Below are 23,725 nucleotides of genomic sequence, written 5' to 3'. Positions count from 1 at the left end.
CGGGCGGCTGGGTTCTAGCTGGGGCGCCCGCCGCATCCGGGCAAGGGCTTCGCGCGTCCTAACTCCCCGTTAACCACGCTCCCGGCATTTTCTGCCCGGTATTCGGTGGAGCGTGATTTCAATGAACGGGGCGGAAGTGATGGATGTGGGGCGCGACGCCCTGTGGCTGACGATCCAGCTGTGTGCGCCTGTTCTGCTGGTCGGCCTGGTCGTCGGCGTGGTCATCGGCCTGTTTCAGGCCCTGACCCAGATCCAGGAACAGACCCTGATCTACGCCCCCAAGATCCTCGCCATCTTCGTCAGCCTGCTGCTGTTCCTGCCGCTGATGGGAGCGCTGCTGGGCGGCTTCATGCGGACGATCGCGGCCCGCATCGCCGGCATGTGATCCCGATGGAATGTGTCTAGGTGGAGCCCTACGCGACATCGGACCAGATCTGGCAGGGCGCGCTGATCTTCTCGCGGATTGGCGCCGTCCTCCTGATGCTGCCGGGCGTCGGCGAAAGCTATGTGCCGCCGCGCATCCGCCTGGCCTTCGCCCTGGTCGTCAGCCTGGCCCTGTGGCCGGTGATCGCCGGCGCCCTGCCGGGCCTGCCCGCGACGGTCGGCGGCATGGCGGGGTGGATCATCCGCGAGGTCATCGTCGGCCTGATGATCGGCGCCCTGCTGCGATCCTTCCTCACCGCCCTCGCCACGGCGGGCGAGATCGTCGCCCTGCAGACCACCCTGGCCTTCGCCCAGACCACCAATCCACTCCAGGCCCAGCCCGGCTCGACCATCTCCGCATTTCTGATGCTGCTCGGCACCACTCTGATCTTCGCCACCAACACCCACCATCTGTTCATTGCCGGTCTCGTCGGCTCCTATGAGCTGATCAGTCCCGCGGCGCCCCTGGTCACCGGCGACTTCGCCGAGCTGGCCATCCGCACCCTCGGCGACGCCTTCATGCTCGGCGTCCAGCTGTCCGCGCCCCTGCTGGTCTTCGCCCTGATCTTCAACCTCGCCTCGGGCCTCGTTGGCCGGGTCATGCCGCAGTTCCAGGTCTTCTTCGCCGCCGCCCCGCTCAGCATCCTGCTGGGCCTGTCGGTCTTCGCCCTCAGCCTGGGCGTGGTCGGCACGGTCTTCATCGACCGTTACCGCGCCCTGGCCCGGATCTTCGCGGGAGACGCCGGTGGCTGAAGGCGCTGATCCCGAGTCGAAGACAGAAGAGGCGACACCGCGAAAACTTGCGGACGCACGCAAGAAGGGCGACGTCGCCAAGTCTCCGGACGTGGCCGCGGCGCTGTCCCTGGCGGGGGCCGCCACGGTGGTGCTGATGTCCGGCGGCTGGTTCGCCACCTCGATGGCCGAGCAGTTGTTGCCGTTCATCGCCGCCCCACACACGATGCTCGGCGGCCTCGACGCCGGAGCCGGGGTCGAGATCGGCGCCATCGCCCTGTGGGCCGTCGCGCCCTTCCTCGGCGTGGTCATGCTGGCCACCATCATCGGCGGCGTCGGCGGCAATGTCGCCCAGTCCGGCCTGATCTTCACCGCCGACAAGCTGAAACCCGACTGGTCAAAGGTGAATCCGCTCAAGGGCTTCCAACGGATTTTCGGACCCGACGGGCTGGTCCAGTTCATCAAGACCTTTCTCAAGCTTCTGGCCGTCGGCTTCATCTGCTGGCTGGTGCTGAAGCCGCACCTGCGCGAGCTCGAGAACATGGCCGCCATGCCGCCGGCGCTGATCCTGCCGATGGCGCGCGACCTGGCCCTCGCTCTGATGACCTCGACCATCGTCTTCCTCGGCTTTACCGCCGGGGCCGATTTCCTCTGGCAGAAATATCGCTTCGCCGAGCGGATGAAGATGTCCAAGGAAGAGCTGAAGGAAGACTACAAACAGTCCGAGGGTGATCCGCACGTCAAGGCCAAGCTCCGGCAGATCCGGGCCCAGCGCAGCCGACAGCGCATGATGCAGAACGTGCCCAAGGCCACCGTCATCGTCACCAACCCGACCCACTATTCCGTCGCCCTGCGCTACGAGACCGGCGATGCGGCCCCGGTCTGCGTGGCCAAGGGCGTCGACGCCCTGGCCCTGCGCATCCGGGAGGTTGGGCGCGAACACAATGTCCCGATCGTCGAGAACGTGCCCCTGGCCCGCGCCCTCTACGCCGCCGTCGATATCGACGAGACCATCCCCCGCGAACATTTCGAGGCGGCCGCCAAGGTCATCGGCTTCGTCATGCAGAAGCGCAAAAAGCACTGATCGTCCAAGGGTCTTAACCCCGCATTTACCACGCGCCCGGCATTTTCTGCCTGGCGGGCGTCTGTAATGACCCGTGAGTATTCGGGGCGGGACGCGTGGGCGGCTTCACGGCGGCGTTGCAGAGATTCGGGATCGGTCGGCTGACCGTGGTGCTGGGCGTCGCCGCCGGCGTCGCGGCCGTGCTGGTCGCGGTCATGCTACGCATCGGCCAGGCCCCTGACGCCCTGCTGTATTCCAACCTCGACCTGCAGGAGGCCTCCGAGGTCACCACGGCGCTGGACAGCGCCGGCATCAAATATTCCTCCAGGGGCGACGGCTCGACCATCTTCGTCAGCCGCGACGAGGTGGGCGAGGCGCGCATGCTGGTCGCCGGCAAGGGTCTCGTGACCTCCGGCTCTGTCGGATACGAGATCTTCGACAACCAGTCTGTGCTGGGCCAGACCGAGTTCCAGCAGAACCTCAATGAGAAGCGCGCCCTCGAGGGCGAGTTGGCCCGCACCATCCTGACCATGCGCGGCATCAACTCCGCCCGCGTCATGATCGCCCTGCCGCGCCGCGAACTGTTCCAGTCCGACGCCGCCGAACCCACCGCCTCGGTCGTCGTCGGGGTCACCGGGGGTCAGCTGTCGGGGGCCCAGGTCCAGGCCATCCGCAACGTCATCGCCTCGTCGGTCCCTAATCTGAAGCCTGAGAAGGTCACCCTGACCGACACATCCAACCGCACCCTTGCGGCCGGCTCGGACTCCGAAGGCTTCAGCGCCGCCTCGGCCCAGGATGCGCGGGATTCCACCGAGGCCCAGCTGCAGGCCCGGATCATGGACATCGTCGAAGGCGTCGTCGGCGTCGGCGGCGCGCGCGTTCAGGTGACCGCCGACATCGACCACAGCCGCTCCACCACCCAGGAGCAGCGGTATGATCCGGACGGGCAGGTGGTGCGCTCAACCTCGACCAACGGTACGGAATCCAGCGATACGGCGCCCACGTCCGACGGCGGGGTCACGGCGACGAATAACATTCCCGGTGGCGAGGTCCCGGCGACGGGAACCGCGGGGTCGCGCGACACCGCCAACACCGAAACCACCAACTACGAAATCTCCAACACCACCACGACGACGGTCAAGGAGGCCGGCGAGATCAAGCGGCTGGCCGTATCGGTCGCCGTGGACGGCAAATGGACGCCCGCGGCGGGCGGCGGCGCCCCGACCTACGCCGCTCGCACACCGGCCGAGATCGAGCAGATCAAGGCCCTTGTCGCCGCCGCCGTCGGCATCGATGCGACCCGGGGCGACAAGATCGAGGTGCTGAACGTCCGCTTCAACCGCGACCTGGCCGTAGTCGGAGGCGAGGAGGCGGCCTCGTCGCTCTTCAACTTCACCAAAAACGACATCATGCGCGGCGTGGAGTTGCTGGTGCTACTGATCACCGGCCTGCTGTTGATCTTCTTCGTCCTGCGTCCGCTGCTGAAATCGGCCGGCGGCGGGGGCGGTGGTCCGTTGCAACTGGCCGGAGCGGGCGCTGGCGGTGGCGGAGTGACTTCGCTGCAGACCACCATCATGGGCGGCGCCGGCGGCGTGATGCCCCAGCTGGCCGGTCCGTCGGAGATGGATCAACGGCTCGACATCGCCCGTATCGAAGGTCAGGTGAAGGCTTCCTCGGTCAAGAAGGTGGCGGACTTCGTCGAGAAGCACCCCGATGAATCCGCCACCATCCTGCGCAGCTGGGTGCACGAGGGCTGATGTCGCGCGCTGTCAACAAGAAGCCGGCTATCGAGGACGCCAGGAAGCTGACGGGGCCTGAGAAGGCGGCGGTCGTTCTGTTGTCGCTGGGCGAGGACCACACACGTCTGTGGCAGAGCCTGGATGAGGAAGAGATCAAGGAAATCTCCCAGGCGATGGCCTCGCTGGGCACCGTCGCCGCCAACGTCGTCGAGGAATTGCTGGTCGAATTCGTCTCCGGCATGAGCGGCTCCGGCGCGGTCATGGGCAGCTTTGAACAGACCCAGCGTCTGCTTGCCTCCTTCATGCCCAGCGACCGCGTCGAAGGCCTGATGGAGGAGATACGCGGCCCGGCCGGCCGCACCATGTGGGACAAGCTCGGCAATGTGAACGAGGCCGTTCTCGCCAACTATCTGAAGAACGAATACCCCCAGACCGTCGCCGTGGTCCTGTCCAAGGTGAAGCCGGATCACGCCGCCCGCGTCCTGACCGCCCTGCCCGAAGACTTCGCCCTCGAATGCGTCCAGCGCATGTTGCGGATGGAGCCGGTGCAGCGCGAAATCCTCGACAAGATCGAACAAACCCTGCGCACCGAATTCATGTCGAACCTGGCCCGCACCTCCAAGCGCGACAGCCACGAGATGATGGCCGACATCTTCAACAGCTTCGACCGCCAGACCGAGGCCCGCTTCATCGGCGCGCTGGAAGAGCGCAACCGCGAGGCGGCCGAGCGTATCCGCGCCCTGATGTTCGTGTTCGAGGACCTGGCCAAGCTGGACCCGGGCGGCATCCAGACCCTGCTGCGCGCGGTCGAGAAGGATTCCCTTGGTCTGGCGCTGAAGGGCTCGTCGGAATCCCTGCGCGAACTGTTCTTCTCCAACATGTCCGAACGCGCCGCCAAGATCATGCGCGAGGACATGGACTCCATGGGTCCGGTCCGCCTCAAGGACGTCGATCAGGCCCAGATGGCCATGGTCCAGGTCGCCAAGGATCTCGCCGCCAAGGGCGAGATCATGTTGGTCGGCCAGGGCGGCGATGACGAGTTGATCTACTGACATGACCCATCTGCCCCTCAGCACCCCCTTCTCCTTCGACACGGAATTCGACGCCGCGGGCGTGGTCGTGAACGCCGCCGCCGCCTTCCGCCCGATCAAGCGCGCCTATGGTCCGGCCGAGGTCGACGCCCTGGTCGCGCAGGCCCGGCTGGAAGCACGCAACGAGGCGCTGTCCGAGGTCGAGAGCATCCAGACCATGGCCCTGTCCGCCATCGGCCAGGCCCTGACCTCCGCCGCTCCCGCCCTGGCCCAGGTCGCACAGCTGCATCGTCAGCAGGCCGCCGAACTGGCCCTGACCGCCGCCCGCGTGGTGTCCGCCTCCGCGCTCGACCGCTACCCCGAAGCGCCCTTGCAGGCCGCGCTGGAAGCCTTGGGGCAGGAGATTGACGCCTCGCCGCGTCTGGTCATCCGCACCGGCGACCTCGATGAGGCGACCCATGCGCGGGTCCAGCAGCTGTGCGCGGACGCCGGCTTCTCGGGCATCGTCGCCTTCCGCACCGAGCCGGGCATGGCGCCCGCCGCCTTCCAGCTGGAATGGGCCGACGGGCGCGCCGCCTTCGATCCCGCCGAGGCCTTCGCCCGCATGAGCGAAGCCCTGAACTCCGCCCTGGCCGCCGAGGCCGGGCATGCCGAAAACCTCACCCCCGAAACTTCGATGGAAGGGAGGCCCTAATGGCGTCCGACACCATGGCCCTGGAGGAGTTTCCGGACTCCCACGCTATCACCGTCAATGACGACGCGACCGACAAGACGGCCCACGACCTGACTCCGGTCTTCGACGTGCCGGTGAACATTTCGGCCGTGCTGGGCAAGGCCCACATGTCCGTGGCCCAGCTTCTCAAGCTGAACCGCGGCAGTGTGCTGGAGCTGGACCGCAAGGTCGGCGAGGCCATCGACATCTTCGTCAACAACCGGCTGGTCGCCCGCGGCGAGGTCGTCGTCGTCGAGGACCGGCTGGGCGTGACCATGACGGAAATCATCAAGACCGAGGACTCCGGCTCCTGATCGGGGCCGGTTTCGTGCGTAGAGATTAGAGGAGAAGACCCATGCGGCTTCTGGTGGTTGGCAGGCTCAGCGGACAGCTGGCGACGGCGGTGAAGATGGCCATGGCGCACGGCGCCAAGGTCAGTCACGTCGAGCGCGGCGATCAGGCGACGGAACAACTTCGTCGAGGGCAGGGCGCCGACCTGCTGATGGTCGACTATCGCATCGACATCGCCGGCCTGATCGCGGCCAATGAGGCCGAACGGATCCATGTGCCGGTGGTGGCTTGCGGCGTCGACGCCGACGCCAGCGATGCGGCCGCCGCCATCCGCGCCGGGGCCAAGGAGTTCATTCCCTTGCCGCCCGAGGCCGATCTGATCGCCGCGGTCCTGTCCGCCGTGGCCGACGACGACCGCCCGCTGATCTCAGCCGATCCGTCGATGAAGGCGGTCATCATGCTGGCCGACCAGGTGGCCCGTTCGGAAGCCTCGATCCTGATCACCGGCGAAAGCGGCGTCGGCAAGGAAGTGATGGCCCGTTACCTCCACAACGGTTCGAAACGCGCCGACCGGCCCTTCATCAGCGTCAACTGCGCCGCCATTCCCGACAATCTGCTGGAATCTGAACTGTTCGGCCACGAGAAGGGCTCGTTCACCGGCGCCATGGCCCGCCGCATCGGCAAGTTCGAGGAAGCCGACGGCGGCACCCTGCTGCTGGACGAAATCTCCGAGATGGACGTCCGCCTTCAGGCCAAGCTGCTGCGCGCCATCCAGGAGCGCGTCATCGACCGCGTCGGCGGGACCAAGCCCGTACCGGTCAACATCCGCATCATCGCCACGTCCAACCGCGATCTCGCCAAGTCGGTGGCCGAAGGCACGTTCCGCGAGGACCTGCTCTACCGCCTGAATGTGGTGAACCTGCGCCTGCCGGCCCTGCGCGAGCGGCCGGGCGACATCTCGGTGCTGGCCGATCATTTCGTCAAGAAGTACGCCGCCGCCAACGGCGTGCCGGTGCGCCCGATCTCGGCCGAGGCCCGCCGCGCCCTGGTCTCGCACCGCTGGAACGGCAACGTCCGCGAGCTGGAAAACGCCATGCACCGCGCGGTGCTGCTGGCGGTCGGGCCCGAGATCGACGTCGAGGCCATCCGCCTGCCGGACGGCCAGCCGCTCAGCGCCGGCGTCCACGGCGCTGCCGGCCATGACAGCCCGGCCGCCCGGGCCGCCCAGACCGCCGACGCCATCACCCGCGCTCACGTCGGTCAGACGGTGGCGCAGATGGAGAAGACCCTGATCCTCGATACCCTGTCGCACTGTCTCGGCAATCGCACCCATGCGGCCAACATCCTCGGCATCTCGATCCGTACCCTGCGCAACAAGCTGAACGAATACGCCGACGAGGGGACGCAGATCATCGCCCCGCTGAGCGGAGTGGCCGCGGTCGGCTACGCGGCCGCCTGATCATGACCCGGCGCGCGGACCGCAGAACCGTCCTGACCGGCCTCGGCGCTCTCGGCGTGGCGGGGTGCGATCGCGCGCCGTCGTCACCGACGTCACAGATGGATATCCGTCCCACGCGCGGCGCATGGGACCTGGACCTGACCGCGCTGGAAGCCGCTAACGGCGGCCGTATCGGCCTCGCGGCGCAGGACTGGAACATGGTGTCGTGGCGTCCCCGAGAACGCTTCAACTACTGCTCGACCTTCAAGATGTTCCTCGCGACCGCCACGCTCGAACGCATTCAGCGCAGCGAGGAGCAACTGCACCGAGCGATCCCGATCACCGCCGCCGACATGGTCTCTCACGCACCGATCACCGAGCCCGCCGTCGGCTCGACCCTGACGATTGAGGCCCTGTGCAAGGGCATGGTGGAGGTCAGCGACAACCCCGCCGCCAACATTCTGATCCGGGAACTCGGCGGCCTTGACGCCCTGCGCGCCTGGTACCGTTCGATCGGCGACCTGAGCACGACTGTCGACCGGCTTGAGCCGATGATGAACCGCAGAGACGGCGACAAGGACACGATCACACCGTCACAGGCTGTCTCAAACCTGATCGCCGTGTTCGGCTCCGGCTCCGGCTCCGGCACCATCCGCCCACGACTGCAGACCGAGATGATGGCGCGCCTGCGCCGCTGGATGATCGACAGCCCGACCGGCGCGGACCGGATCAAGGGCGGCGTTCCTGCCGGCTGGATCGTGGCCCATAAGACCGGCACCGGCGGCACGGGGCAGACCAATGACGTCGGCGTCATCCAGCCGCCATCGGGCGACCCGATTCACATCGCCATCTACTATGACGCGCCCGCATCGCTTTCGGCGGCTCGTCGCGACGCTGTCATCGCCGATGCGACTCGAATGGCCTTGGAAAGGCTGGGTCGTGGGTGAGTCTTCAACTGGCCTTGAGGAAGGCTTCCGCGCTTTCGCGCAGGATTGCTGCCCGCGTGACGCCGCGCGCCTGGGCCGCCTCGTCGAGGCGGTCGAGCAATGCAGTCGGCAGGTCGATGATCGTCGGGGACGGTCGATCGCCGACATGAACGGTGATCAGCATGACCCCGGCCTCGGCCACGTCGGGGTCATGCGGCAGAGCCTCGGGCGCGGTAGGCAGCGGCAGGACTTCGCCCCCGGCCAGCATCCCCTCAAGGTGAAGCGTCAAGGCCTCGCGCGCGGAGCCGTCCAAATCCCCGAGAGTGTCGGCGACCGTGACACAGCCGGGCAGATCGGGAAAATAGAGTCCGTAGTCGCCCGACCCCCCGCGCTCGGCGATCCCCGCATAAGTATATGTGCGCATGGGCTCCATCCTAGCCTATTTTCGTCCGAAGGTCATGCCGCTCTGGCGCTCGATGCTTCTGAGCGTCCCGATGGGCATGTCGCGGCGCGGGTGGGGAACGGTCACGGTACCGAGGCGGTTCGAATGCTTCAACTGCGCGTGGCTTCCGCTCTGGCGAATAACGCGCCAGCCGTCCGCTTGCAAAGCCTTCAGGATTTCCCGACTGGAGACCATGTCGTTGTTCTAGCAAAACGCGTTACATTAAACAATGTAAGATTGCATGACTGACATCCCCGCCTTGACCATGATGCGCGACGGCATGGCCCGCCCCAGCGGGCGCGACATGGTGGGCTGGGTCGCGCGGGGCGAGGTGGCCATGGCCATTGGCGTCATCGGCGTCATCCTGCTGCTGATCCTGCCGATCCCGGCCTTCCTGATGGACGTGCTGCTGGCGCTGTCGCTCGTCTCCAGCGTGCTGATCCTGATGACCGCGGTGATGATGAAGCGGCCGCTGGACTTCGCCATCTTCCCGACCGTGTTGCTGGTCACCACCCTGTTCCGGCTGGGTCTGAACCTCGCCTCGACGCGGCTGGTGCTCAGCCATGGTCACGAGGGCACGGGCGGCGCCGGTCAGGTCATCGAGGCCTTCGGCGCCCTGATGATGGGCGGCAGCTTCATCATCGGCATCATCATCTTCGCCATCATCCTGGTGGTGAATTTCGTCGTCATCACCAAGGGCTCGACCCGCATCGCCGAGGTCTCGGCCCGCTTCACCCTGGACTCCATGCCGGGCAAGCAGATGGCCATCGACGCCGATCTGTCGTCCGGCCTGATCGACGAGGAAACCGCCAAACGCCGCCGCAAGGAGCTGGAACAGGAATCGACCTTCTTCGGGGCCATGGACGGCGCCTCGAAATTCGTGCGCGGCGACGCCGTGGCCGGCCTGATCATCGTCTTCATCAACGCCATCGGCGGCATCCTGATCGGCACCCTCCAGCACGGCATGAGCATCGGCGATGCGGCCAATTCCTACGTCGCCCTGACCATCGGCGACGGTCTGGTGACCCAGGTGCCGGCCATCATCATCTCCATCGCCGCCGGCTTCCTGGTCTCCAAGGCGGGCGTCGAGGGTACGGCCGACAAGGCCCTGGTCGCCCAGCTGGCCACCAATCCCGTCAGCCTCGGCGTCGTCTCCGCCGCCGCCGGCCTGATCGGCCTGATCCCCGGCATGCCGTTGATTCCGTTCGCGGCCCTGGCCATCGGCGCGGGTTTCATGGCCTGGAGGCTCGGTCGTCTGCGGCTCAAGCCCAAGCCCACCGAGGCAGAGATGGCCGCCACCGCCGCCGGCCCCAAGGAGGATGTCGAGGAACCCATCGGCACGGCCCTGACCATCGACGAGGTCAAGATCGAGCTCGGTTACTCCCTGTTGTCCCTGATCAACGATCTTGAGGGCCGCCGCCTGACCGATCAGGTCCGCGCCCTGCGCCGCTCGCTGGCCCAGGAGTACGGCTTCGTCATGCCGTCGGTGCGCATCCTCGACAACATGCGCCTGGGGACCCAGGGCTACGCCATCCGCATCAAGGAGATGGAGGCCGGCCAGGGCGAGGTTCGGCTCGGCTGCCTGATGGCCATGGACCCGGCCGGGCGGCAGGTCGAACTGCCCGGCGAGCACACCAAGGAGCCCGCCTTCGGCCTGCCCGCCACCTGGATCGACGAAAGCCTGCGCGAGGAGGCGACTTTCCGCGGCTACACCATCGTCGACCCATCGACGGTGCTGACCACTCACCTCACCGAAATCCTCAAGGAGAACATGGCCGATCTGCTCTCCTACGCCGAAGTGCAGAAGCTGCTCAAGGAACTGGGGACCGAAGAAAAGAAGCTGGTCGACGAACTGATCCCCTCGGTCGTCACCGTCACCACGCTGCAGCGCGTCCTCCAGACCCTGTTGCGGGAGAAGGTCTCGATCCGCGATCTGGCCGCCATTCTCGAGGGCCTTGCCGAGGCCGCGCCACACACCAGTTCGGTAACCACCCTGGTCGAACATGTGCGCGGTCGTCTGGCCCGGCAGCTTTGCTGGCAGCACAAGGGTGACGACGGGGCCCTGCCCATCGTCACCCTGTCGCCGGAATGGGAAGCCGCCTTCGCCGACGCTCTGGTGGGTCAGGGCGAGGAGCGCCAGCTGGCCATGGCCCCGTCACGGCTGCAGGATTTCATCCGCGCCGTCCGCGACGTCTTCGAGCGCGCGGCCATGGCGGGTGAGACGGCGGTGCTTCTCACCGGCCCGCAGATCCGCCCCTACGTCCGCTCAATCATCGAACGCTTCCGCGGCCAGACCGTGGTGATGAGCCAGAACGAGGTCCACCCGAGGGCCCGCCTGCGGACAATAGGGACGGTGTAAAGTCTCCTCCCCGTTCGCCGCTTGCGAATGGGGAGGGGGACCGCGAAGCGGTGGAGGGGGGCCGCGCCGCCGTAGCCTACCCCTCCGTCACGGCGCGAAGCCGCGCCGCGCCACCTCCCCATCGCTACGCGACAGGGAGGAGACTATTGAACCTCGGTCCAGCCCCCTGCCGAAGCCGCGCGCGCCGCGTCGTTGGCGGGCCGGGCGACCAGTCCGGACTGGGTGATCCAGACCTCGTATTTGGCCCCGTCGGCCATCGGCATATAGGCGCCGCCGCCATACAGGGTGTCGACCGCATCGAGGTATTTCCGATATTTCCGCGCCGCGTCCCAGGCGCTGACCTTCCAGGGCAGGCCTTCGGTCCTCGGGTCGCCGCCGGTCAGCGGATGCACGCTGCGCGTCGCATTGATTTCCTGCTCGATCGAGTGATAGCGGCCCGACAGCCGGTCCAGCCGGTACTGGGCGTCCAGCCCCAGCACATTGGCCCAAGGTTTCCACTTCAGCACCTGCGCCTCGATACGCCATTCGTCGCCGTGAAGCGGATACAGGTTGCTGACCCCAGGCGCGTTCTCGCCCATGCCGGGCCGCATCACCGTTGCCTCGAAATACTGCGGTCCAAGCTGCCGGGTCTGAATCGTCGCCACCGGCCGCTCATAGGTCAGCCGGCCATAGGTCTGCACGTCGAGGGCCAGCAGGGCGGCGATCGCCGCCGCCGCCATGAAGCCCGCGCCGCCTGCCCCGACCAGCAGGCCGCTGAACACCCGACCCCGGAACAGGGCCATCAGGCCGCGGAACAGCAAAATGACGCCAATCAGGCCAACGACCGCCGGAGCGATCCACCACCACCATACCATGTCAAACTCCCCCGATCCTGACCTGGAGTAATCTTTACCCTAAAACCACCGAACCGCGAGGGTTTCTCCCGATACGCGACTGGACAGGGCCAAACGCCCCGCTAATGCTCCCCGACGATGATTTCGGCGCTCCGCCCTACGCTTTCAGCCCTCAGTCGGTTCGTCCGTACGCCGACGCTCGGACGACGCGTGGCCGGCCTTCTGGCGTTGGCCATCGCGCTGATGTTGGTGCTCAACCTCGCGGTCTTCGTGCTGATCCAGCGCACCGTCGCGTTCAACGACACCGTCGAGGAGGCCGAGCAGGTCCGTCTGGTTTCCCGCGAGGTTCTGACCCGGCTCGTTGACGCGGAAACCGGTCAGCGCGGCTTCCTGCTGACCGCCCGGCCTGGGTATCTGTCCATCCACGATGAGGCGATTCAGAAGCTACCGGACCTGATGCAGGAACTGGGCGGGTTGACGGTTGGCGATCCAGACCTCGGACCGCGGGTCGAGCGCGTCCGCGAGCTTTCGGACCAAAGACTGGCCGTGATGGAGCGGACCATCGTCATGGCCCGCATGGGCCGCCTGGACGACGCAGTGGCGGTGCTCCGGAGGGGCGAAGGCCAGGTCCTGATGGACGCCATGCGGACCGAGATCGCCACTATCGACGAGATACAGGCGACGCGATTGCAGTTCCGAACCCGGCAGTCGGAATGGGCGGGCAATATCACCGTCGTCGCCAACGCCCTCGGCGGCGCCCTGATTCTGGTCCTCGCCGGCGCTAGCGCCTGGTTGATCCGGCGCTACGTCATCGAGGTTCAGGCCGGCCGCGACGCCCTCGACCGCCTGAACGCCGGTCTCGAGCATCAGGTTCTCGACCGCACCTTCGAACTGACCATCGCCCGCGACCGCGCCGAGGCCATGCTGCGCGAGGTCAACCACCGCGTCGGCAATTCCCTGCAACTGGTTTCCAGCTTCATGTCGCTTCAGCTGCGCCATCTGGTTGACGAAGGCGCCCGCGCCGCGCTGAAAGAGTCCCAGGCCCGGATCGAGGCTGTCGCCCACGTGCACCGCCGGCTCTACACCTCGGGCGACATGACCTCGGTGGCCATGGACGAATATCTCGAGGGTCTGATTGGCGAACTGTCGCAATCGCTCTGCCCGAACGAGGGCGGCTGTTCCATCCATCTCGAGGCCACGCCCATGCGGGTCTCGACCGATCAGGCCGTATCGCTCGGCGTGGTGGTCACCGAACTGGTCACCAATGCGGTGAAATACGCCTATGAGCCGGGCAAGCCGGGCCAGATTCGCGTCAGCCTCGTTCAGGATCCGAACGGGCGCGCCATACTGACGGTCGAGGACGACGGCCCCGGCATGGGCGACGGCGCGGTCAAGGGCACTGGTCTGGGCGGCAAGATCATTTCCGCCATGGCGTCCGGCCTGCGGTCGGCGGTCGAGTTCGACAGGGCCCACAGGGGCGTGCGCGCCCGTCTGGCGTTCGATCTCTGAGCATGACGCGCCTGCAGTTCGGAACCGCCGCGCCCGGCCTCGACCATCGCCCGCGCCCCACCGCCTTCGGTCTGGTGTTTGAGAGCGGCAAACTCGCCTGCGTCCGCGTGGACCGCGGCGAAGGCAGCTATCTTGACCTACCGGGCGGCGCCGTCGACGGCGGCGAGACCGAGGAACAGGCCGTGGCGCGCGAGTTTCTCGAGGAAACCGGCATGACGGTGCGGCCGCTGACCCGCATCGCCGAAGCGTCGCAGTATTTCCGCAAGTCGGACGGCGAGCCGATCAACAACATCGGCGGCTTCTGGATCGCCCAACAACTGTCGCTCGACCCCGCCGCCAAGGTCGAGGCCGATCACGAGCTGGTCTGGCTCTATCCGCTTGAAGCCCTCGCCCAACTCCGCCACGACGCCCACGCCTGGGCGGTGACGGTCTGGCTGCGACGCTGCTTCTAGCGCCACAGTACGGAACGCGAACCGCTATGGTTCGCTCTTCTGGAGCAGGCATCGTCAGTTCGGCGATGCGTCAGTCAGGAGATTTCCCATGCCCGATCATGATCGAGTCGAAGGCGCCGCCAAGAACCTGGGCGGCAACATCAAGGAAGCCGCCGGCAAGCTGACCGGCGATGAAAAGCTCAAGGCTGAAGGACGCGCCGACCAGGTCGAGGGCAAGGTCCAGAACGCCGTCGGCGGCATGAAGGACACCCTGCGCGAAGACAAGCGCAACTAGGCACCCTTCCGAAGCGCTGCGACGCCGCGTCCGCACCCCGGGCGCGGCGTTGTTATGTCCGGACGCCTCTGTTCAGCTAATCTTGGCCGCCCAGCCGGACTCTCAGACCGTCATCATCCGCGCGAACGCCGCTGACGGGACGGCATTCCTCGGTCCAGGCCACGCCGCCCTGCGGCTGGACGCGGGGGCGGGTTTCGCAGCTCCGCTCCTCCAGCGCCGCCGTCGGCCGGTCGGCGCGGGCCGGCGCGCCGCACTGCAGGGCGTAGCGGTCGCCGGCGGCCTCCTGCTGGCATTCGTCCGGCGCGCCCGCGGGAGTCAGGCCGGCGGGCAGGGCGTCGCCCAGGTGGGCGGCAAGCATCATCCGGACCCGCGCCTGACAGGCCTCCAGGGATTCCTCGGCCTTGCGGATCAGCGGACTGCATTCGGCCCGCTCATAGCCATAGGGATCGGCGCGGGCGGAGTCGGGGATCGCGGGGATATCGACGGCCACAACGACTTCCGCAGGTGCGACGGGCGCGGGCGTCTCCCACACCACCTGGCCTGTGGCGGCGGGCAGGGGGGCGGCCTGTTGCAGCATGACGGCGAAGACGACGGCGAGCATGGCGAAACCCTCCAGGGACGACCCCAAAACCCTAACCTATTTGGTCAGCGCCCGCATCGCCTTCTCCAGCCCTTCCAGTGTCAGCGGATACATCCGCTCATCGACCAGCTCGCGCACCATCCCGACCGAGGCCGAATAGCTCCAGTATCGCTCGGGCGACGGGTTCAGCCAGGCGACCTTGTCCCACTGCTGCGTCGCCCGCTTCATCCAGACAGCGCCCGTCTCCTCGTTCCAGTGCTCGACCGAGCCGCCGGGCATGGTCACTTCATACGGGCTCATTGTCGCGTCGCCGACGAAGATGGCGCGCCAGTCGGCCGGGTATTTGTTCAGCACCTCCCAGGTCGGGATCTTCCGCTCATGCCGACGCCGGTTGTCCTTCCACACGCCCTCGTAGAGGCAGTTGTGGAAGTAGAAGAATTCCAGATGTTTGAATTCGGTTTTCGCCGCCGAGAACAGCTCCTCGCACATCCTCACATGGGCATCCATCGAGCCGCCGATGTCGAGAAACAGCAGCACCTTGATGGTGTTGCGTCGCTCGGCCCGCATGTGGATGTCCAGCCAGCCCTGACGCGCGGTGCCGTCGATGGTGGCGTCCATGTCCAGCTCGTCCTCGGCCCCCTGCCGCGCGAACCGGCGCAGGCGGCGCAGCGCGACCTTGATGTTGCGCGTGCCCAGTTCGACCTGATCGTCCAGATTGCGGTATTCGCGCTTTTCCCAGACCTTGACCGCCCGGCCCTGCTTGCCCGGACCGCCGACGCGCACGCCTTCGGGATTGTAGCCGCCGTGCCCGAACGGGCTGGTCCCGCCCGTGCCGAGCCATTTGGCGCCGCCCTCGTGGCGGCCCTGCTGTTCCTCCAGCCGCTGTTTCAGCGTCTCCATCAGCTTGTCGAACCCGCCCAAGGCTTCGATCTGCGCCTTTTCCTCGTCGGTCAGGTATTTTTCGTTCAGCAGCTTCAGCCAGTCCTCGGGCACATCCAGCGCCGGTTCGTCACCCGCGCCGACGGTTTCGATCCCGGCGAAGACCTTGCCGAACACCTGATCGAACCGGTCGAAGTGTTTCTCGTCCTTGACCAGCACCGCCCGCGACAGATGGTAGAAGTCATCGACCTTTCGCCCGGCGATATCCCGGTCCATGGCCTCCATCAGATGGAGCCATTCCTTCATCGACACGGGCACGCGCGCGTCACGGAGAGCAGTGAAGAAGGGGATAAGCATCAGTCCAACGCCTCAGGAGGAGGAGGTTGGGGCAGATCGGCTCTCAGTCTGGGAGCGTCCTCTGTCGCGATGGTCCAGAGGAGATTCCAATCGACCCTTCGATACTCATGGGCGATCAGGTTTCGAAGGCGCCTTGCGAACTCCCAAGCGAGGTCAGGATAAGCCGCTTTTAGTTCTGGGCTCACTTTGCTTGCTGCTTCCCCGACCACCACGAAGAACATCGCTAAAGCATGGGGCTTCGCCTCGTCGGCCAGGAATGTTTCGCGATCCTCATCCGCGACAAGCGACGCGATCTGATCCAGCCTGACCTGCATCTCTTGGATCAGTGCGGCGTCCCGGTCAGACCACAAGGGCGTCTCGTTCCACTGTGTGCCTGATATAGGGATTCTCAACAGACCTTGCGGTCACCATCTCCACACGGGCCCCCAATTGCTCGCCGATCTCATCCTCAATGCCGAAAAACCGGAAGCCGAGGGGCTTGGTGATGTCCACCAGCAGATCCACATCGCTGTCCGGCCCCGCCTCGTCGCGGGCATAGCTGCCGAACAGGCGCACATTCACAATGCCTTGCTCCTCCAGCCAAGGCTTCAGCTCGCGCAACTTGATCAGCAGTTCGTCGCGGGTCATCGGGCTCTTATAGTCTATCCGCGCCGGTAGATGAACTCGTCGTCCAGCCAGCGTCCGACGGGATACTGGTACTCGCCCGCCTTTTCGAACCCGTACGCCTCATAGAGCCGCTGCGCCTTCAGGTTCCCGTTCCAGACGCCGATCCACAGCGGCCCGTCGCTGTGCGCCTCCATCCAGTCCAGCGCGATCGCCAGCAGTTTGGTGCCCAGACCCAGCCCCTGCGCCGCCTTCGACACATACAGCCGCCGCAACTCCGCATGGCTCGGCCTCGCTTCCGGATGGGGCAGGGTGTTCGGTCCCGTGTTGGCGAAGGCCAGCAGTTCGCCGTCCCGCTCGGCCACCCACCAGGCCGCGCCCGGTTCGTTCAGCTTCGCCCGGATCGCTCCGGGGCTAAAACTCGCGTCGAGGAAGCCCGCCAGATCGTCGGCGGGATAGGGGATGGCGAACCCCTCTACGAAGGTGTCGAGAAAGGTCTGCCGTCCCAGCACGCCAAGGGCGGCGGCGTCGGCGTCAACGGCGGGGCGGATCAGGGCGTCTGTCATGGCCCCGCTTTCACCCCATGAGCCGCCCGACTCAACCCCCAAAATTCCGCTCATCCCGGCGAAAGCCGGGACCCAGTCCTGTCCAGCGAGACGCCGGCGCCTCAGGACAACCGGGCGCCGACCACCGGACCCACTGCATCACCCAAAGCTCTGCGTCCCGGCTTTCGCCGGGATGAGCGGGTATTTTTTGCAGGCCCATCCCCCTATCCTCCCGCCGATGAGCGTCGCCCTCTTCACCCATCCCGATATGCTGGCCCATCGCCCCGGCGTCGGCCATCCCGAAAGCCCCGAGCGGCTCCAGGCCGTGCTCGATGCCCTCGACGCGGCCAGCCTCGGTCTCGACCGTCGCGCCGCCACCGAGGCCGCCGTCGCCGACCTCGAACGGCTGCACCCCGCCGCCCATGTCGCCGACATCCTGGCCGCCGCGCCCGACAGCGGCTTCCGCCAGCTCGACGCCGACACCGTCCTGTCCCCCGGCAGCGTCCGCGCCGCCCGCCTCGCCGCCGGAGCGGTCATAGACGCCGTTCGGGCCGTCGCCCGCGGCGAGACCGCCCGCGCCTTCGCCGCCGTCCGTCCGCCCGGCCATCACGCCGAGCCGGACCAGAGCATGGGCTTCTGCCTGTTCTCCAATGTCGCCGTCGCCGCCAGGGTGGCCCAGGCCGGGGGTCTGGCGCGCGTCGCCGTCATCGATTTCGACGTCCACCACGGCAACGGCACTCAAGCCGCCTTCGAGACCGACGACAGCCTCTTCCTTGGCTCCATCCACCAGATGCCCCTCTATCCGGGGACGGGCGCGGCCTCCGAAACCGGCGTCGGCAATATCGTCAACGTCCCGGTGCCGCCCCACACCGCCCGCGAGGCCTGGCGCGCGACCTTCTCCGGCGGCCTCATGCCTGCGCTTCAGGCCTTCTCCCCCGACCTGATCCTGATCTCCGCCGGCTTCGACGCCCATCGTCGCGATCCGCTGGCGCATCAAAGCCTTGAGGCCGAGGATTTCGCCTGGGCGACCCGCGCCGTGCTCGAGGTCGCGCGATCGTGCTGCGGGGGCAAGGTTGTGTCCTCGCTCGAGGGCGGTTACGACCTAGAGGGGCTGGGCCGTTCCGCGGTCGCCCATGTTCAGGCCTTGGGGGAGGAATAAGGGACGGTTCGCCAACGGCCTATCCTCCGCACATCATGCCCGCCCCCGCCAGAGACTCAGTGATGGCCGACCCGCCGGCTCCTTCGATGACAGCGACCGCGCCGTCGTCGCCGCCCCGCGCCGCCCTTGTCTCGGTGCGCCCCGGCGCCATTGTTCTGGCCCGCCACGGCGAGCCGGCCCTGTCGCGCAAATGCTATCTGACCTCTGACCAGTACCGTGACTGGTGGGCCAAATACGAGGTCGGCGGCCTGCGCGCCGGCCAGACCCCGCCGCCCGAACTGCTGGCCACCGCCGAGGGGGCGGGCGCGATCTACGCCTCCACCCGCCCCCGCGCCCAGGAAACCGCCGCCGCCATCTGCGCGGGCCGCGAAGTCATGTCCGACGCACTCTTCATCGAAGCGCCCCTGCCGCCGCCCCGCTTCCCGGCCTGGTTCAAACTGCCTCCCAAATACTGGGGCGTCGTGGCCCGCATCTGGTGGCACGCCTTCAACCACCACGAGGGCCAGGAGACACGCGCCGAAGCGGAAGCCCGTTCCGAGGCCGCCGCCCGGGCCCTGATCGCGCGCGCCGAGAGCGGTCAGGACGTGCTGGTCCTCGCCCATGGCTATTTCAATCACATGGTCGGCCGCCGCCTGCGCGCCGACGGCTGGGACCTGGTCCACAATCAGGGCTTCAAATACTGGTCCCAGCGCCGCTACGAAAAGCGCTGACCTTCGGGAGAGGACGATGATCCGCCGGTCCTTGCTCGCCTTCGCCCTCTGCCTCGCCGCCGCCCTGTCGGCTCCGGCGATCGCGCAGGATGTTCCCTCGCCGCCGGCCCCCGCTGCCGTCCGGGTCCTCCTCGAAACCACCGCCGGGTCGATCCTCGTCGAGACCGATCCCCGCGCCCCGGTCACCGCCGCCAACTTCCTGCGCTATGTGGATGAGGGCCGTTACAACGGGACTGACTTCTACCGCGGCATGGAACTGGGCGCCGGGACCGGCGTCGTCCAGGGCGGGACCGCCAACGCGCCTGACCGCATCCTTCCGCCCATCGCCCATGAGCCGACCAGCCAGACGGGCCTGCGCCACATCGACGGCGCCCTGTCCATGGCGCGCTTCGATCCGGGCACGGCCGACGGTGACTTCTTCATCATCGTCGGCAATCTGTCGGGCTTTGACGCCGGTCGGGCCGCCCCGGGCGATCCGGGCTTCGCCGTCTTTGGTCGGGTGATCGAGGGCATGGACGTGGTCCGCGCCATCCTCGCCGCCCCCAAATCCCCCACCGAGGGCGAAGGCTTCATGCGCGGCCAGATGCTGGACCCCCGCGTCCGCATCGTCTCCGCCCGCCGCGCCCCCGTCCCCTGAGCCGGCGCGCTTGCTCCGACCAGAGCGGGTTCATCACAAAGGACACGACGAGATCACAAAGGACACAACGGGTCCTGAGAGGACGACAGAACCGCGCCGGGGCTTTGATCAAATGCGGCGTACGCCGCGATCGAGGAACGCGGAAGAAGGCGCGGACCTCAACCCATCCCCGGTCCCGCCGTGTCCTTTGTGATCTCGTCGTGTTCGTTGTGATGAACCTTCCACCCCCCGCAAATGGCCGACCGGGCGCCGGTCTCTGCTTGAGGCCCGCCCCCGCCCCCTCTAGGGTCGCGCACGATGACCAACACAGCCTCCATCCCCGCCGAGCTCAGCTTCGAGGACGCCCTGCAGCGTCTCGAGGCCATCGTCTCCAAACTCGAGTCCGGCCAGGCCCCGCTGGAGGAATCCATCGCCCTCTATGAGGAGGGCGCGCGGCTCAAGGCCCATTGCGAGAACCGGCTCAAGGCCGCCCAACTTCGCGTCGAGAAGATCGTGGTCGGCCCCGACGGCCAGGCGAAGGGCGTCGAACCGGCCGAGTTCAGCTGATGCCGGCCCCCGCCGGACAGATCACCTTCGACGACTTCATGAAGGTCGATGTCCGCGTGGGTCAGGTTCTCGCCGTCGATCCCTTCCCCGAAGCGCGCAAGCCCGCCTGGAAGCTGACCATCGACTTCGGGCCCGACCTCGGGGTCAAGAAGTCCTCGGCCCAGATCACCACCCACTACAGCCGCGACCAGTTGCTGGGCCGCAAGGTCGCCGCCGTCGTCAACTTCCCGCCGCGCCAGATCGGCCCCTTCATGTCCGAGGTCCTGACCCTCGGCTTTCCCGATGCGGCGGGGGAGGTCGTCCTGATCGGCGTCGATCGCGACGTCCCTGTTGGCGGGAGGCTGTTTTGACCCCCGCCTTCGCAGCCAACTCCCCTGAGCAGGGCGTCATCGACCGGGTGGCCGAGATCGCCGATCTGGTCACTGTCGCCCTCGACGAGCTCCTGCCCCGCGCCGACGGTCCCGAATCGCGCCTGACCGAGGCCATGCGCTACGCCGCCCTCGGTCCCGGCAAGCGGCTGCGGCCCTTCTTTGCGCTGGAGGCCGCCAATCTGTTCGACATCGAGGAGCGGCCGGTGCTCCGCGCCGCCTGCGCCCTTGAATGCGTCCACGCCTACAGCCTGGTCCACGACGATCTGCCCTGTATGGACGACGACGACGTGCGCCGCGGGCGGCCCACGGTGCACAGGGCCTATGACGAGGCCACCGCCGTCCTCGCCGGCGACGCGCTCCAGACCGCCGCCTTCGACATCCTGCTGCACCCCGACACCCACGACGACGCCGAAATCCGCTGCGCGCTTGCCGCCCGCCTGTCGCTTGCCAGTGGCGCGCGCGGCATGGCCGGCGGCCAGATGATCGATCTGCTGGGCGTGCGCGACGACCTCGGCGGCGTGGCCCGCATGCAGCGGCTCAAGACCGGCGCCCTGTTCACCTACGCCTTCGAGATTCCCCTGATCATCGCCGGCGCCCGCGAGGTTCACCGTCAGGCCCTGATCAGCTTCGCCCACGACATCGGCCTAGCGTATCAGATCGTCGACGATCTGCTGGATGTCGAGGGCGACGAGGACATCCTGGGCAAGGCGGCCAACAAGGACGCGGCGCGCGGCAAGACCAATTTCGTCACCCTGCTGGGGGTCGATGCGGCGCGGCATCGCGTCGCGCACCTGGCCGACCAGGCCCGCGCACACCTCGACGTCTTCGGTCACGACGCTGAAATCCTCAAGGCCAGTGTGGACTTCGTGCTAAAGCGCCAGTCCTGACGCGGTCCGGGCCTGCACCGAACCTGCATCGATTTTTCAGATCACCTCGACCCGCACCGCAGCGAAATGCGCTACAGCGGGTTGGAAGACCAAAGGCTTAGGTACGTACGCCCGCATGCCCGACACCCCGTTGCTCAACCAGGTTCGCCTCCCCGCCGACACGCGTGGGTTCGATATCCCCCAGCTGCGCCAGTTGGCGGATGAACTACGCGCCGAGACCATCGACGCGGTCTCCACGACCGGCGGCCACCTCGGCGCAGGCCTCGGCGTGGTCGAGCTGACCGTCGCCCTGCACCATGTGTTCGAGACGCCGAAGGACATCCTGATCTGGGACGTCGGCCACCAGTGCTATCCGCACAAGATCCTGACCGGGCGCCGCGACCGCATCCGCACCCTGCGCCAGCCCGGCGGCCTGTCGGGCTTCACCAAGCGCAGCGAGAGCGAATACGACCCCTTCGGCGCCGCCCACGCCTCGACCTCGATCAGCGCCGCCCTCGGCTTCTGCGCCGCCCGCGACCAGAAGGGCGAGACCAACAAGGTCGTGGCGGTCATCGGCGACGGCTCCATGTCCGCCGGCATGGCCTATGAGGCCATGAACAACGCCGCCGAGACCACGAAACAGCTGGTCGTCATCCTGAATGACAACGACATGTCGATCGCCCCTCCGGTCGGCGGCATGAGCGCCTATCTGGCCAAACAGGTCTCGGGCGGCGCCTATCGCAATTTCCGCCGTTTCGGGAAGTCGGTCGCCGAACACCTGCCGCGTCCGTTCCGCAATGTCGCCCGCAAGGCCGAGGAATACGCCCGCGGCATGATCGTCGGCGGCACCTTCTTCGAGGAACTGGGCTTCTACTATGTCGGGCCGGTCGACGGCCACGACATGGACAACCTGGTCCCCATCCTCCGGAACGCCGCCGCCATCACCGACCGCCCGGTGATCGTCCATGTCGTCACGCAAAAGGGCAAGGGCTACGCCCCGGCCGAGAGCAGCGCTGACAAGCTTCACGCCGTGGCCAGGTTCGACGTGGTCTCCGGTCAGCAGTCCAAATCCGTCTCCAACGCTCCCAGCTACACCAAGGTGTTCGGGACCGAGATGATCAAGCGCGCGGCGCTCGACCCATCCATCGTCGCCATCACCGCCGCCATGCCGTCGGGCACCGGGCTGGACCTGTTCGGCCAGGCCTTCCCCGAGCGCACCTATGATGTCGGCATCGCCGAACAGCATGCCGTCACCTTCGCCGCCGGCCTCGCCGCCGACGGGATGAAGCCGGTCTGCGCCATCTATTCGACCTTCCTCCAGCGCGGTTACGACCAGGTCGTCCACGACGTCGCCATCCAGAAGCTGCCGGTCCGCTTCGCCATGGACCGCGCCGGGCTGGTCGGAGCGGACGGCGCCACCCACGCCGGGTCCTTCGACATCGGCTTCATGGGGGCCCTGCCGGGCATGATCCTCATGGCCGCCGCCGACGAGGCCGACCTCGCCGCCATGATCGCCACCTCGCTCGAGATCGACGACCGCCCCTCGGCCTTCCGCTATCCGCGCGGCGACGGCGTCGGCGTCGAGATTCCCGAACTCGCCGCGCCGCTCGAGATCGGCAAGGGCCGCATCGTGCGCGAGGGCACGACCGTCGCCATCCTCAGCCTCGGCACCCGCCTGCAGGAATCGCTCAAGGCCGCCGACGCGCTCGCCGCCCGCGGCGTCTCGGCCACCGTCGCCGACGCCCGCTTCGCCAAGCCGCTGGACGCCGACCTGATCCTGCGTCTGGCCCGCGACCACGAATGCTTGATCACGGTGGAGGAGGGCGCCATGGGCGGCTTCGGCGCCTTCGTGCTTCAGCTCCTCGCCGAAAAGGGCGCGCTCGACGCCGGCCTGAAGATCCGCACCCTGTGCCTGCCCGACGTCTTCCAGGACCAGGCTGATCCGGCCGCCATGTACGCCACCGCCGGTCTCAACGCCGAGCACATAGCCGCCGCCGCCTTGCAGGCGCTGGGCGTCGCGGCGAGCCGGGCGGTCCGGGCTTAGCCCCTCGCGTCTCCCTCCCCCGAAGTGGGGAGGGATGTCGGCGCCCCCGGGTCCGACCAAAGGTCGGCCCGAGGACAGGCTCCGCGACGACAGGGTGGGGAATTGCGAAGCCGGTCGCCGCCGATGCGGGACTGGCGTTCCCCACCCGGGCTCCGCTGCGCCTCGCCGTCCCTCCCCACTTCGGGGGAGGGAGAACGCAACCAG

Annotated in this window: 28 protein-coding genes; 20 read left to right on the top strand and 8 right to left on the bottom strand. The window is 67.3% G+C overall.

Annotated features, from left to right (window positions below; genetic code table 11):
- Positions 1-121: 121 nt before the first annotated feature.
- The 9 genes from fliQ to bla all read left to right on the top strand — a co-directional run bounded on the left by fliQ (position 122) and on the right by bla (position 8,376).
- Entirely contained in the window at positions 122-385 is a 264-nt protein-coding gene (gene fliQ / locus Q8K49_RS09945; RefSeq protein WP_305305707.1) for a flagellar biosynthesis protein FliQ, read from the top strand.
- 20 nt (positions 386-405) lie between these two features.
- The gene (gene fliR, locus Q8K49_RS09940; protein WP_305305705.1) at positions 406-1,176 is read left to right on the top strand and encodes a flagellar biosynthetic protein FliR; all 771 of its coding nucleotides are present in this window, start codon (positions 406-408) and stop codon (positions 1,174-1,176) included.
- Positions 1,169-2,239, top strand: coding sequence for a flagellar biosynthesis protein FlhB (flhB, locus tag Q8K49_RS09935; RefSeq protein WP_305305703.1), 1,071 nt, complete (start codon positions 1,169-1,171; stop codon positions 2,237-2,239). The genes fliR and flhB overlap by 8 nt, the downstream gene beginning before the upstream one ends.
- Positions 2,240-2,334: 95 nt before the next feature.
- Positions 2,335-3,975, top strand: coding sequence for a flagellar basal-body MS-ring/collar protein FliF (fliF, locus tag Q8K49_RS09930; RefSeq protein WP_305305702.1), 1,641 nt, complete (start codon positions 2,335-2,337; stop codon positions 3,973-3,975).
- Positions 3,975-5,009: a flagellar motor switch protein FliG gene (fliG, locus tag Q8K49_RS09925; RefSeq protein ID WP_305305701.1), complete on the top strand. Its 1,035-nt coding sequence runs from the start codon at positions 3,975-3,977 to the stop codon at positions 5,007-5,009. The genes fliF and fliG overlap by 1 nt, the downstream gene beginning before the upstream one ends.
- 1 nt (position 5,010) lies before the next feature.
- Positions 5,011-5,682 (top strand): flagellar assembly protein FlbE, encoded by a 672-nt coding sequence (locus Q8K49_RS09920; protein WP_305305699.1) that lies wholly within the window; start codon positions 5,011-5,013, stop codon positions 5,680-5,682.
- Positions 5,682-6,014, top strand: coding sequence for a flagellar motor switch protein FliN (gene fliN / locus Q8K49_RS09915; protein WP_305305697.1), 333 nt, complete (start codon positions 5,682-5,684; stop codon positions 6,012-6,014). The genes Q8K49_RS09920 and fliN overlap by 1 nt, the downstream gene beginning before the upstream one ends.
- 41 nt (positions 6,015-6,055) lie before the next feature.
- Complete coding sequence (locus tag Q8K49_RS09910; protein WP_305305695.1) at positions 6,056-7,450, top strand: sigma-54-dependent Fis family transcriptional regulator; 1,395 nt, start codon at positions 6,056-6,058, stop codon at positions 7,448-7,450.
- A 98-nt stretch (positions 7,451-7,548) separates the two neighbouring features.
- The gene (bla, locus tag Q8K49_RS09905; protein WP_305305693.1) at positions 7,549-8,376 is read left to right on the top strand and encodes a class A beta-lactamase; all 828 of its coding nucleotides are present in this window, start codon (positions 7,549-7,551) and stop codon (positions 8,374-8,376) included.
- A 4-nt stretch (positions 8,377-8,380) separates the two neighbouring features.
- On the opposite strand, the gene Q8K49_RS09900 is transcribed toward bla, so the two are convergent.
- On the bottom strand, positions 8,381-8,779 hold the full coding sequence (locus Q8K49_RS09900; RefSeq protein WP_305305692.1) for a type II toxin-antitoxin system HicB family antitoxin: 399 nt from the start codon (positions 8,777-8,779) through the stop codon (positions 8,381-8,383).
- A 15-nt stretch (positions 8,780-8,794) separates the two neighbouring features.
- A complete protein-coding gene (locus Q8K49_RS09895; protein ID WP_305305691.1) occupies positions 8,795-8,992 on the bottom strand; it encodes a type II toxin-antitoxin system HicA family toxin in 198 nt (65 codons plus the stop codon).
- A 73-nt stretch (positions 8,993-9,065) separates the two neighbouring features.
- Here Q8K49_RS09895 and flhA point away from each other — a divergent pair, with 73 nt between their 5' ends.
- Positions 9,066-11,156, top strand: a complete 2,091-nt coding sequence (flhA, locus tag Q8K49_RS09890) for a flagellar biosynthesis protein FlhA (RefSeq protein ID WP_370867766.1) — start codon at positions 9,066-9,068, stop codon at positions 11,154-11,156.
- Positions 11,157-11,299: 143 nt separating this feature from the next.
- Here flhA and Q8K49_RS09885 read toward each other — a convergent pair whose 3' ends face one another.
- The gene (locus Q8K49_RS09885; RefSeq protein ID WP_305305689.1) at positions 11,300-12,010 is read right to left on the bottom strand and encodes a hypothetical protein; all 711 of its coding nucleotides are present in this window, start codon (positions 12,008-12,010) and stop codon (positions 11,300-11,302) included.
- 189 nt (positions 12,011-12,199) lie between these two features.
- Here Q8K49_RS09885 and Q8K49_RS09880 point away from each other — a divergent pair, with 189 nt between their 5' ends.
- The 3 genes from Q8K49_RS09880 (at position 12,200) to Q8K49_RS09870 (ending at position 14,224) form a co-directional block, all read left to right on the top strand.
- On the top strand, positions 12,200-13,498 hold the full coding sequence (locus Q8K49_RS09880; protein ID WP_305305687.1) for a sensor histidine kinase: 1,299 nt from the start codon (positions 12,200-12,202) through the stop codon (positions 13,496-13,498).
- 2 nt (positions 13,499-13,500) lie between these two features.
- The gene (locus tag Q8K49_RS09875) at positions 13,501-13,950 is read left to right on the top strand and encodes an NUDIX domain-containing protein (protein ID WP_305305685.1); all 450 of its coding nucleotides are present in this window, start codon (positions 13,501-13,503) and stop codon (positions 13,948-13,950) included.
- Between the two features lie 88 nt (positions 13,951-14,038).
- A complete protein-coding gene (locus Q8K49_RS09870; RefSeq protein WP_305305684.1) occupies positions 14,039-14,224 on the top strand; it encodes a CsbD family protein in 186 nt (61 codons plus the stop codon).
- Positions 14,225-14,300: 76 nt separating this feature from the next.
- Here the strand turns inward: Q8K49_RS09870 and Q8K49_RS09865 are convergent, their stop codons facing one another.
- From Q8K49_RS09865 to Q8K49_RS09845, 5 genes are read right to left on the bottom strand one after another with little or no spacing between them, the layout of a single operon-like run.
- Positions 14,301-14,825 carry a hypothetical protein gene (locus tag Q8K49_RS09865; RefSeq protein WP_305305682.1) on the bottom strand — a complete coding sequence of 175 codons (525 nt, stop codon included), beginning with the start codon at positions 14,823-14,825 and terminating at the stop codon, positions 14,301-14,303.
- A 36-nt stretch (positions 14,826-14,861) separates the two neighbouring features.
- Complete coding sequence (locus Q8K49_RS09860; protein WP_305305681.1) at positions 14,862-16,040, bottom strand: VWA domain-containing protein; 1,179 nt, start codon at positions 16,038-16,040, stop codon at positions 14,862-14,864.
- Positions 16,040-16,354: a DUF86 domain-containing protein gene (locus tag Q8K49_RS09855; protein WP_305305680.1), complete on the bottom strand. Its 315-nt coding sequence runs from the start codon at positions 16,352-16,354 to the stop codon at positions 16,040-16,042. Before Q8K49_RS09855 ends, Q8K49_RS09860 begins: the two co-directional genes overlap by 1 nt.
- 25 nt (positions 16,355-16,379) lie before the next feature.
- Positions 16,380-16,667 (bottom strand): nucleotidyltransferase family protein, encoded by a 288-nt coding sequence (locus tag Q8K49_RS09850; protein ID WP_305305678.1) that lies wholly within the window; start codon positions 16,665-16,667, stop codon positions 16,380-16,382.
- Positions 16,668-16,681: 14 nt separating this feature from the next.
- Positions 16,682-17,209, bottom strand: a complete 528-nt coding sequence (locus Q8K49_RS09845) for a GNAT family N-acetyltransferase (RefSeq protein ID WP_305305676.1) — start codon at positions 17,207-17,209, stop codon at positions 16,682-16,684.
- Between the two features lie 217 nt (positions 17,210-17,426).
- Between Q8K49_RS09845 and Q8K49_RS09840 the strand changes: the two genes are divergently transcribed.
- The 7 genes from Q8K49_RS09840 to dxs all read left to right on the top strand — a co-directional run bounded on the left by Q8K49_RS09840 (position 17,427) and on the right by dxs (position 23,521).
- Positions 17,427-18,347, top strand: coding sequence for a histone deacetylase family protein (locus tag Q8K49_RS09840; protein WP_305305674.1), 921 nt, complete (start codon positions 17,427-17,429; stop codon positions 18,345-18,347).
- Positions 18,348-18,433: 86 nt separating this feature from the next.
- Entirely contained in the window at positions 18,434-19,057 is a 624-nt protein-coding gene (locus Q8K49_RS09835; RefSeq protein WP_370867765.1) for a histidine phosphatase family protein, read from the top strand.
- Between the two features lie 16 nt (positions 19,058-19,073).
- Complete coding sequence (locus tag Q8K49_RS09830; protein ID WP_305305671.1) at positions 19,074-19,694, top strand: peptidylprolyl isomerase; 621 nt, start codon at positions 19,074-19,076, stop codon at positions 19,692-19,694.
- A gap of 297 nt (positions 19,695-19,991) precedes the next feature.
- Positions 19,992-20,240, top strand: coding sequence for an exodeoxyribonuclease VII small subunit (locus tag Q8K49_RS09825; protein ID WP_305305669.1), 249 nt, complete (start codon positions 19,992-19,994; stop codon positions 20,238-20,240).
- A complete protein-coding gene (locus Q8K49_RS09820) occupies positions 20,240-20,590 on the top strand; it encodes a tRNA-binding protein (protein ID WP_305305667.1) in 351 nt (116 codons plus the stop codon). Before Q8K49_RS09825 ends, Q8K49_RS09820 begins: the two co-directional genes overlap by 1 nt.
- Before the next feature lie 38 nt (positions 20,591-20,628).
- Complete coding sequence (locus Q8K49_RS09815) at positions 20,629-21,498, top strand: polyprenyl synthetase family protein (protein WP_305305756.1); 870 nt, start codon at positions 20,629-20,631, stop codon at positions 21,496-21,498.
- A 115-nt stretch (positions 21,499-21,613) separates the two neighbouring features.
- On the top strand, positions 21,614-23,521 hold the full coding sequence (gene dxs, locus Q8K49_RS09810; RefSeq protein ID WP_305305665.1) for a 1-deoxy-D-xylulose-5-phosphate synthase: 1,908 nt from the start codon (positions 21,614-21,616) through the stop codon (positions 23,519-23,521).
- Positions 23,522-23,725 lie beyond the last annotated feature (204 nt).

Origin of the sequence: Brevundimonas sp. (assembly GCF_030682035.1) — a bacterium.
Taxonomy (GTDB): Bacteria; Pseudomonadota; Alphaproteobacteria; order Caulobacterales; family Caulobacteraceae; genus Brevundimonas.
The sequence above is the reverse complement of the archived record's forward strand: the minus strand, read 5'-3'. Positions and strand labels throughout refer to the sequence as shown.

Bases quoted from the DNA above. Each gene is read 5' to 3' on its own strand.
- fliQ (WP_305305707.1), top strand. From the start codon at position 122: ATGAACGGGGCGGAAGTGATGGATGTGGGGCGCGACGCCCTGTGGCTG.
- fliG (WP_305305701.1), top strand. From the start codon at position 3,975: ATGTCGCGCGCTGTCAACAAGAAGCCGGCTATCGAGGACGCCAGGAAG.
- Q8K49_RS09920 (WP_305305699.1), top strand. From the start codon at position 5,011: ATGACCCATCTGCCCCTCAGCACCCCCTTCTCCTTCGACACGGAATTC.
- fliN (WP_305305697.1), top strand. From the start codon at position 5,682: ATGGCGTCCGACACCATGGCCCTGGAGGAGTTTCCGGACTCCCACGCT.
- Q8K49_RS09910 (WP_305305695.1), top strand. From the start codon at position 6,056: ATGCGGCTTCTGGTGGTTGGCAGGCTCAGCGGACAGCTGGCGACGGCG.
- bla (WP_305305693.1), top strand. From the start codon at position 7,549: ATGGATATCCGTCCCACGCGCGGCGCATGGGACCTGGACCTGACCGCG.
- Q8K49_RS09900 (WP_305305692.1), bottom strand. From the start codon at position 8,779: ATGCGCACATATACTTATGCGGGGATCGCCGAGCGCGGGGGGTCGGGC.
- Q8K49_RS09895 (WP_305305691.1), bottom strand. From the start codon at position 8,992: ATGGTCTCCAGTCGGGAAATCCTGAAGGCTTTGCAAGCGGACGGCTGG.
- flhA (WP_370867766.1), top strand. From the start codon at position 9,066: ATGCGCGACGGCATGGCCCGCCCCAGCGGGCGCGACATGGTGGGCTGG.
- Q8K49_RS09885 (WP_305305689.1), bottom strand. From the start codon at position 12,010: ATGGTATGGTGGTGGTGGATCGCTCCGGCGGTCGTTGGCCTGATTGGC.
- Q8K49_RS09875 (WP_305305685.1), top strand. From the start codon at position 13,501: ATGACGCGCCTGCAGTTCGGAACCGCCGCGCCCGGCCTCGACCATCGC.
- Q8K49_RS09870 (WP_305305684.1), top strand. From the start codon at position 14,039: ATGCCCGATCATGATCGAGTCGAAGGCGCCGCCAAGAACCTGGGCGGC.
- Q8K49_RS09865 (WP_305305682.1), bottom strand. From the start codon at position 14,825: ATGCTCGCCGTCGTCTTCGCCGTCATGCTGCAACAGGCCGCCCCCCTG.
- Q8K49_RS09860 (WP_305305681.1), bottom strand. From the start codon at position 16,040: ATGCTTATCCCCTTCTTCACTGCTCTCCGTGACGCGCGCGTGCCCGTG.
- Q8K49_RS09855 (WP_305305680.1), bottom strand. From the start codon at position 16,354: ATGCAGGTCAGGCTGGATCAGATCGCGTCGCTTGTCGCGGATGAGGAT.
- Q8K49_RS09850 (WP_305305678.1), bottom strand. From the start codon at position 16,667: ATGACCCGCGACGAACTGCTGATCAAGTTGCGCGAGCTGAAGCCTTGG.
- Q8K49_RS09845 (WP_305305676.1), bottom strand. From the start codon at position 17,209: ATGACAGACGCCCTGATCCGCCCCGCCGTTGACGCCGACGCCGCCGCC.
- Q8K49_RS09840 (WP_305305674.1), top strand. From the start codon at position 17,427: ATGAGCGTCGCCCTCTTCACCCATCCCGATATGCTGGCCCATCGCCCC.
- Q8K49_RS09835 (WP_370867765.1), top strand. From the start codon at position 18,434: ATGACAGCGACCGCGCCGTCGTCGCCGCCCCGCGCCGCCCTTGTCTCG.
- Q8K49_RS09830 (WP_305305671.1), top strand. From the start codon at position 19,074: ATGATCCGCCGGTCCTTGCTCGCCTTCGCCCTCTGCCTCGCCGCCGCC.
- Q8K49_RS09825 (WP_305305669.1), top strand. From the start codon at position 19,992: ATGACCAACACAGCCTCCATCCCCGCCGAGCTCAGCTTCGAGGACGCC.
- Q8K49_RS09820 (WP_305305667.1), top strand. From the start codon at position 20,240: ATGCCGGCCCCCGCCGGACAGATCACCTTCGACGACTTCATGAAGGTC.
- dxs (WP_305305665.1), top strand. From the start codon at position 21,614: ATGCCCGACACCCCGTTGCTCAACCAGGTTCGCCTCCCCGCCGACACG.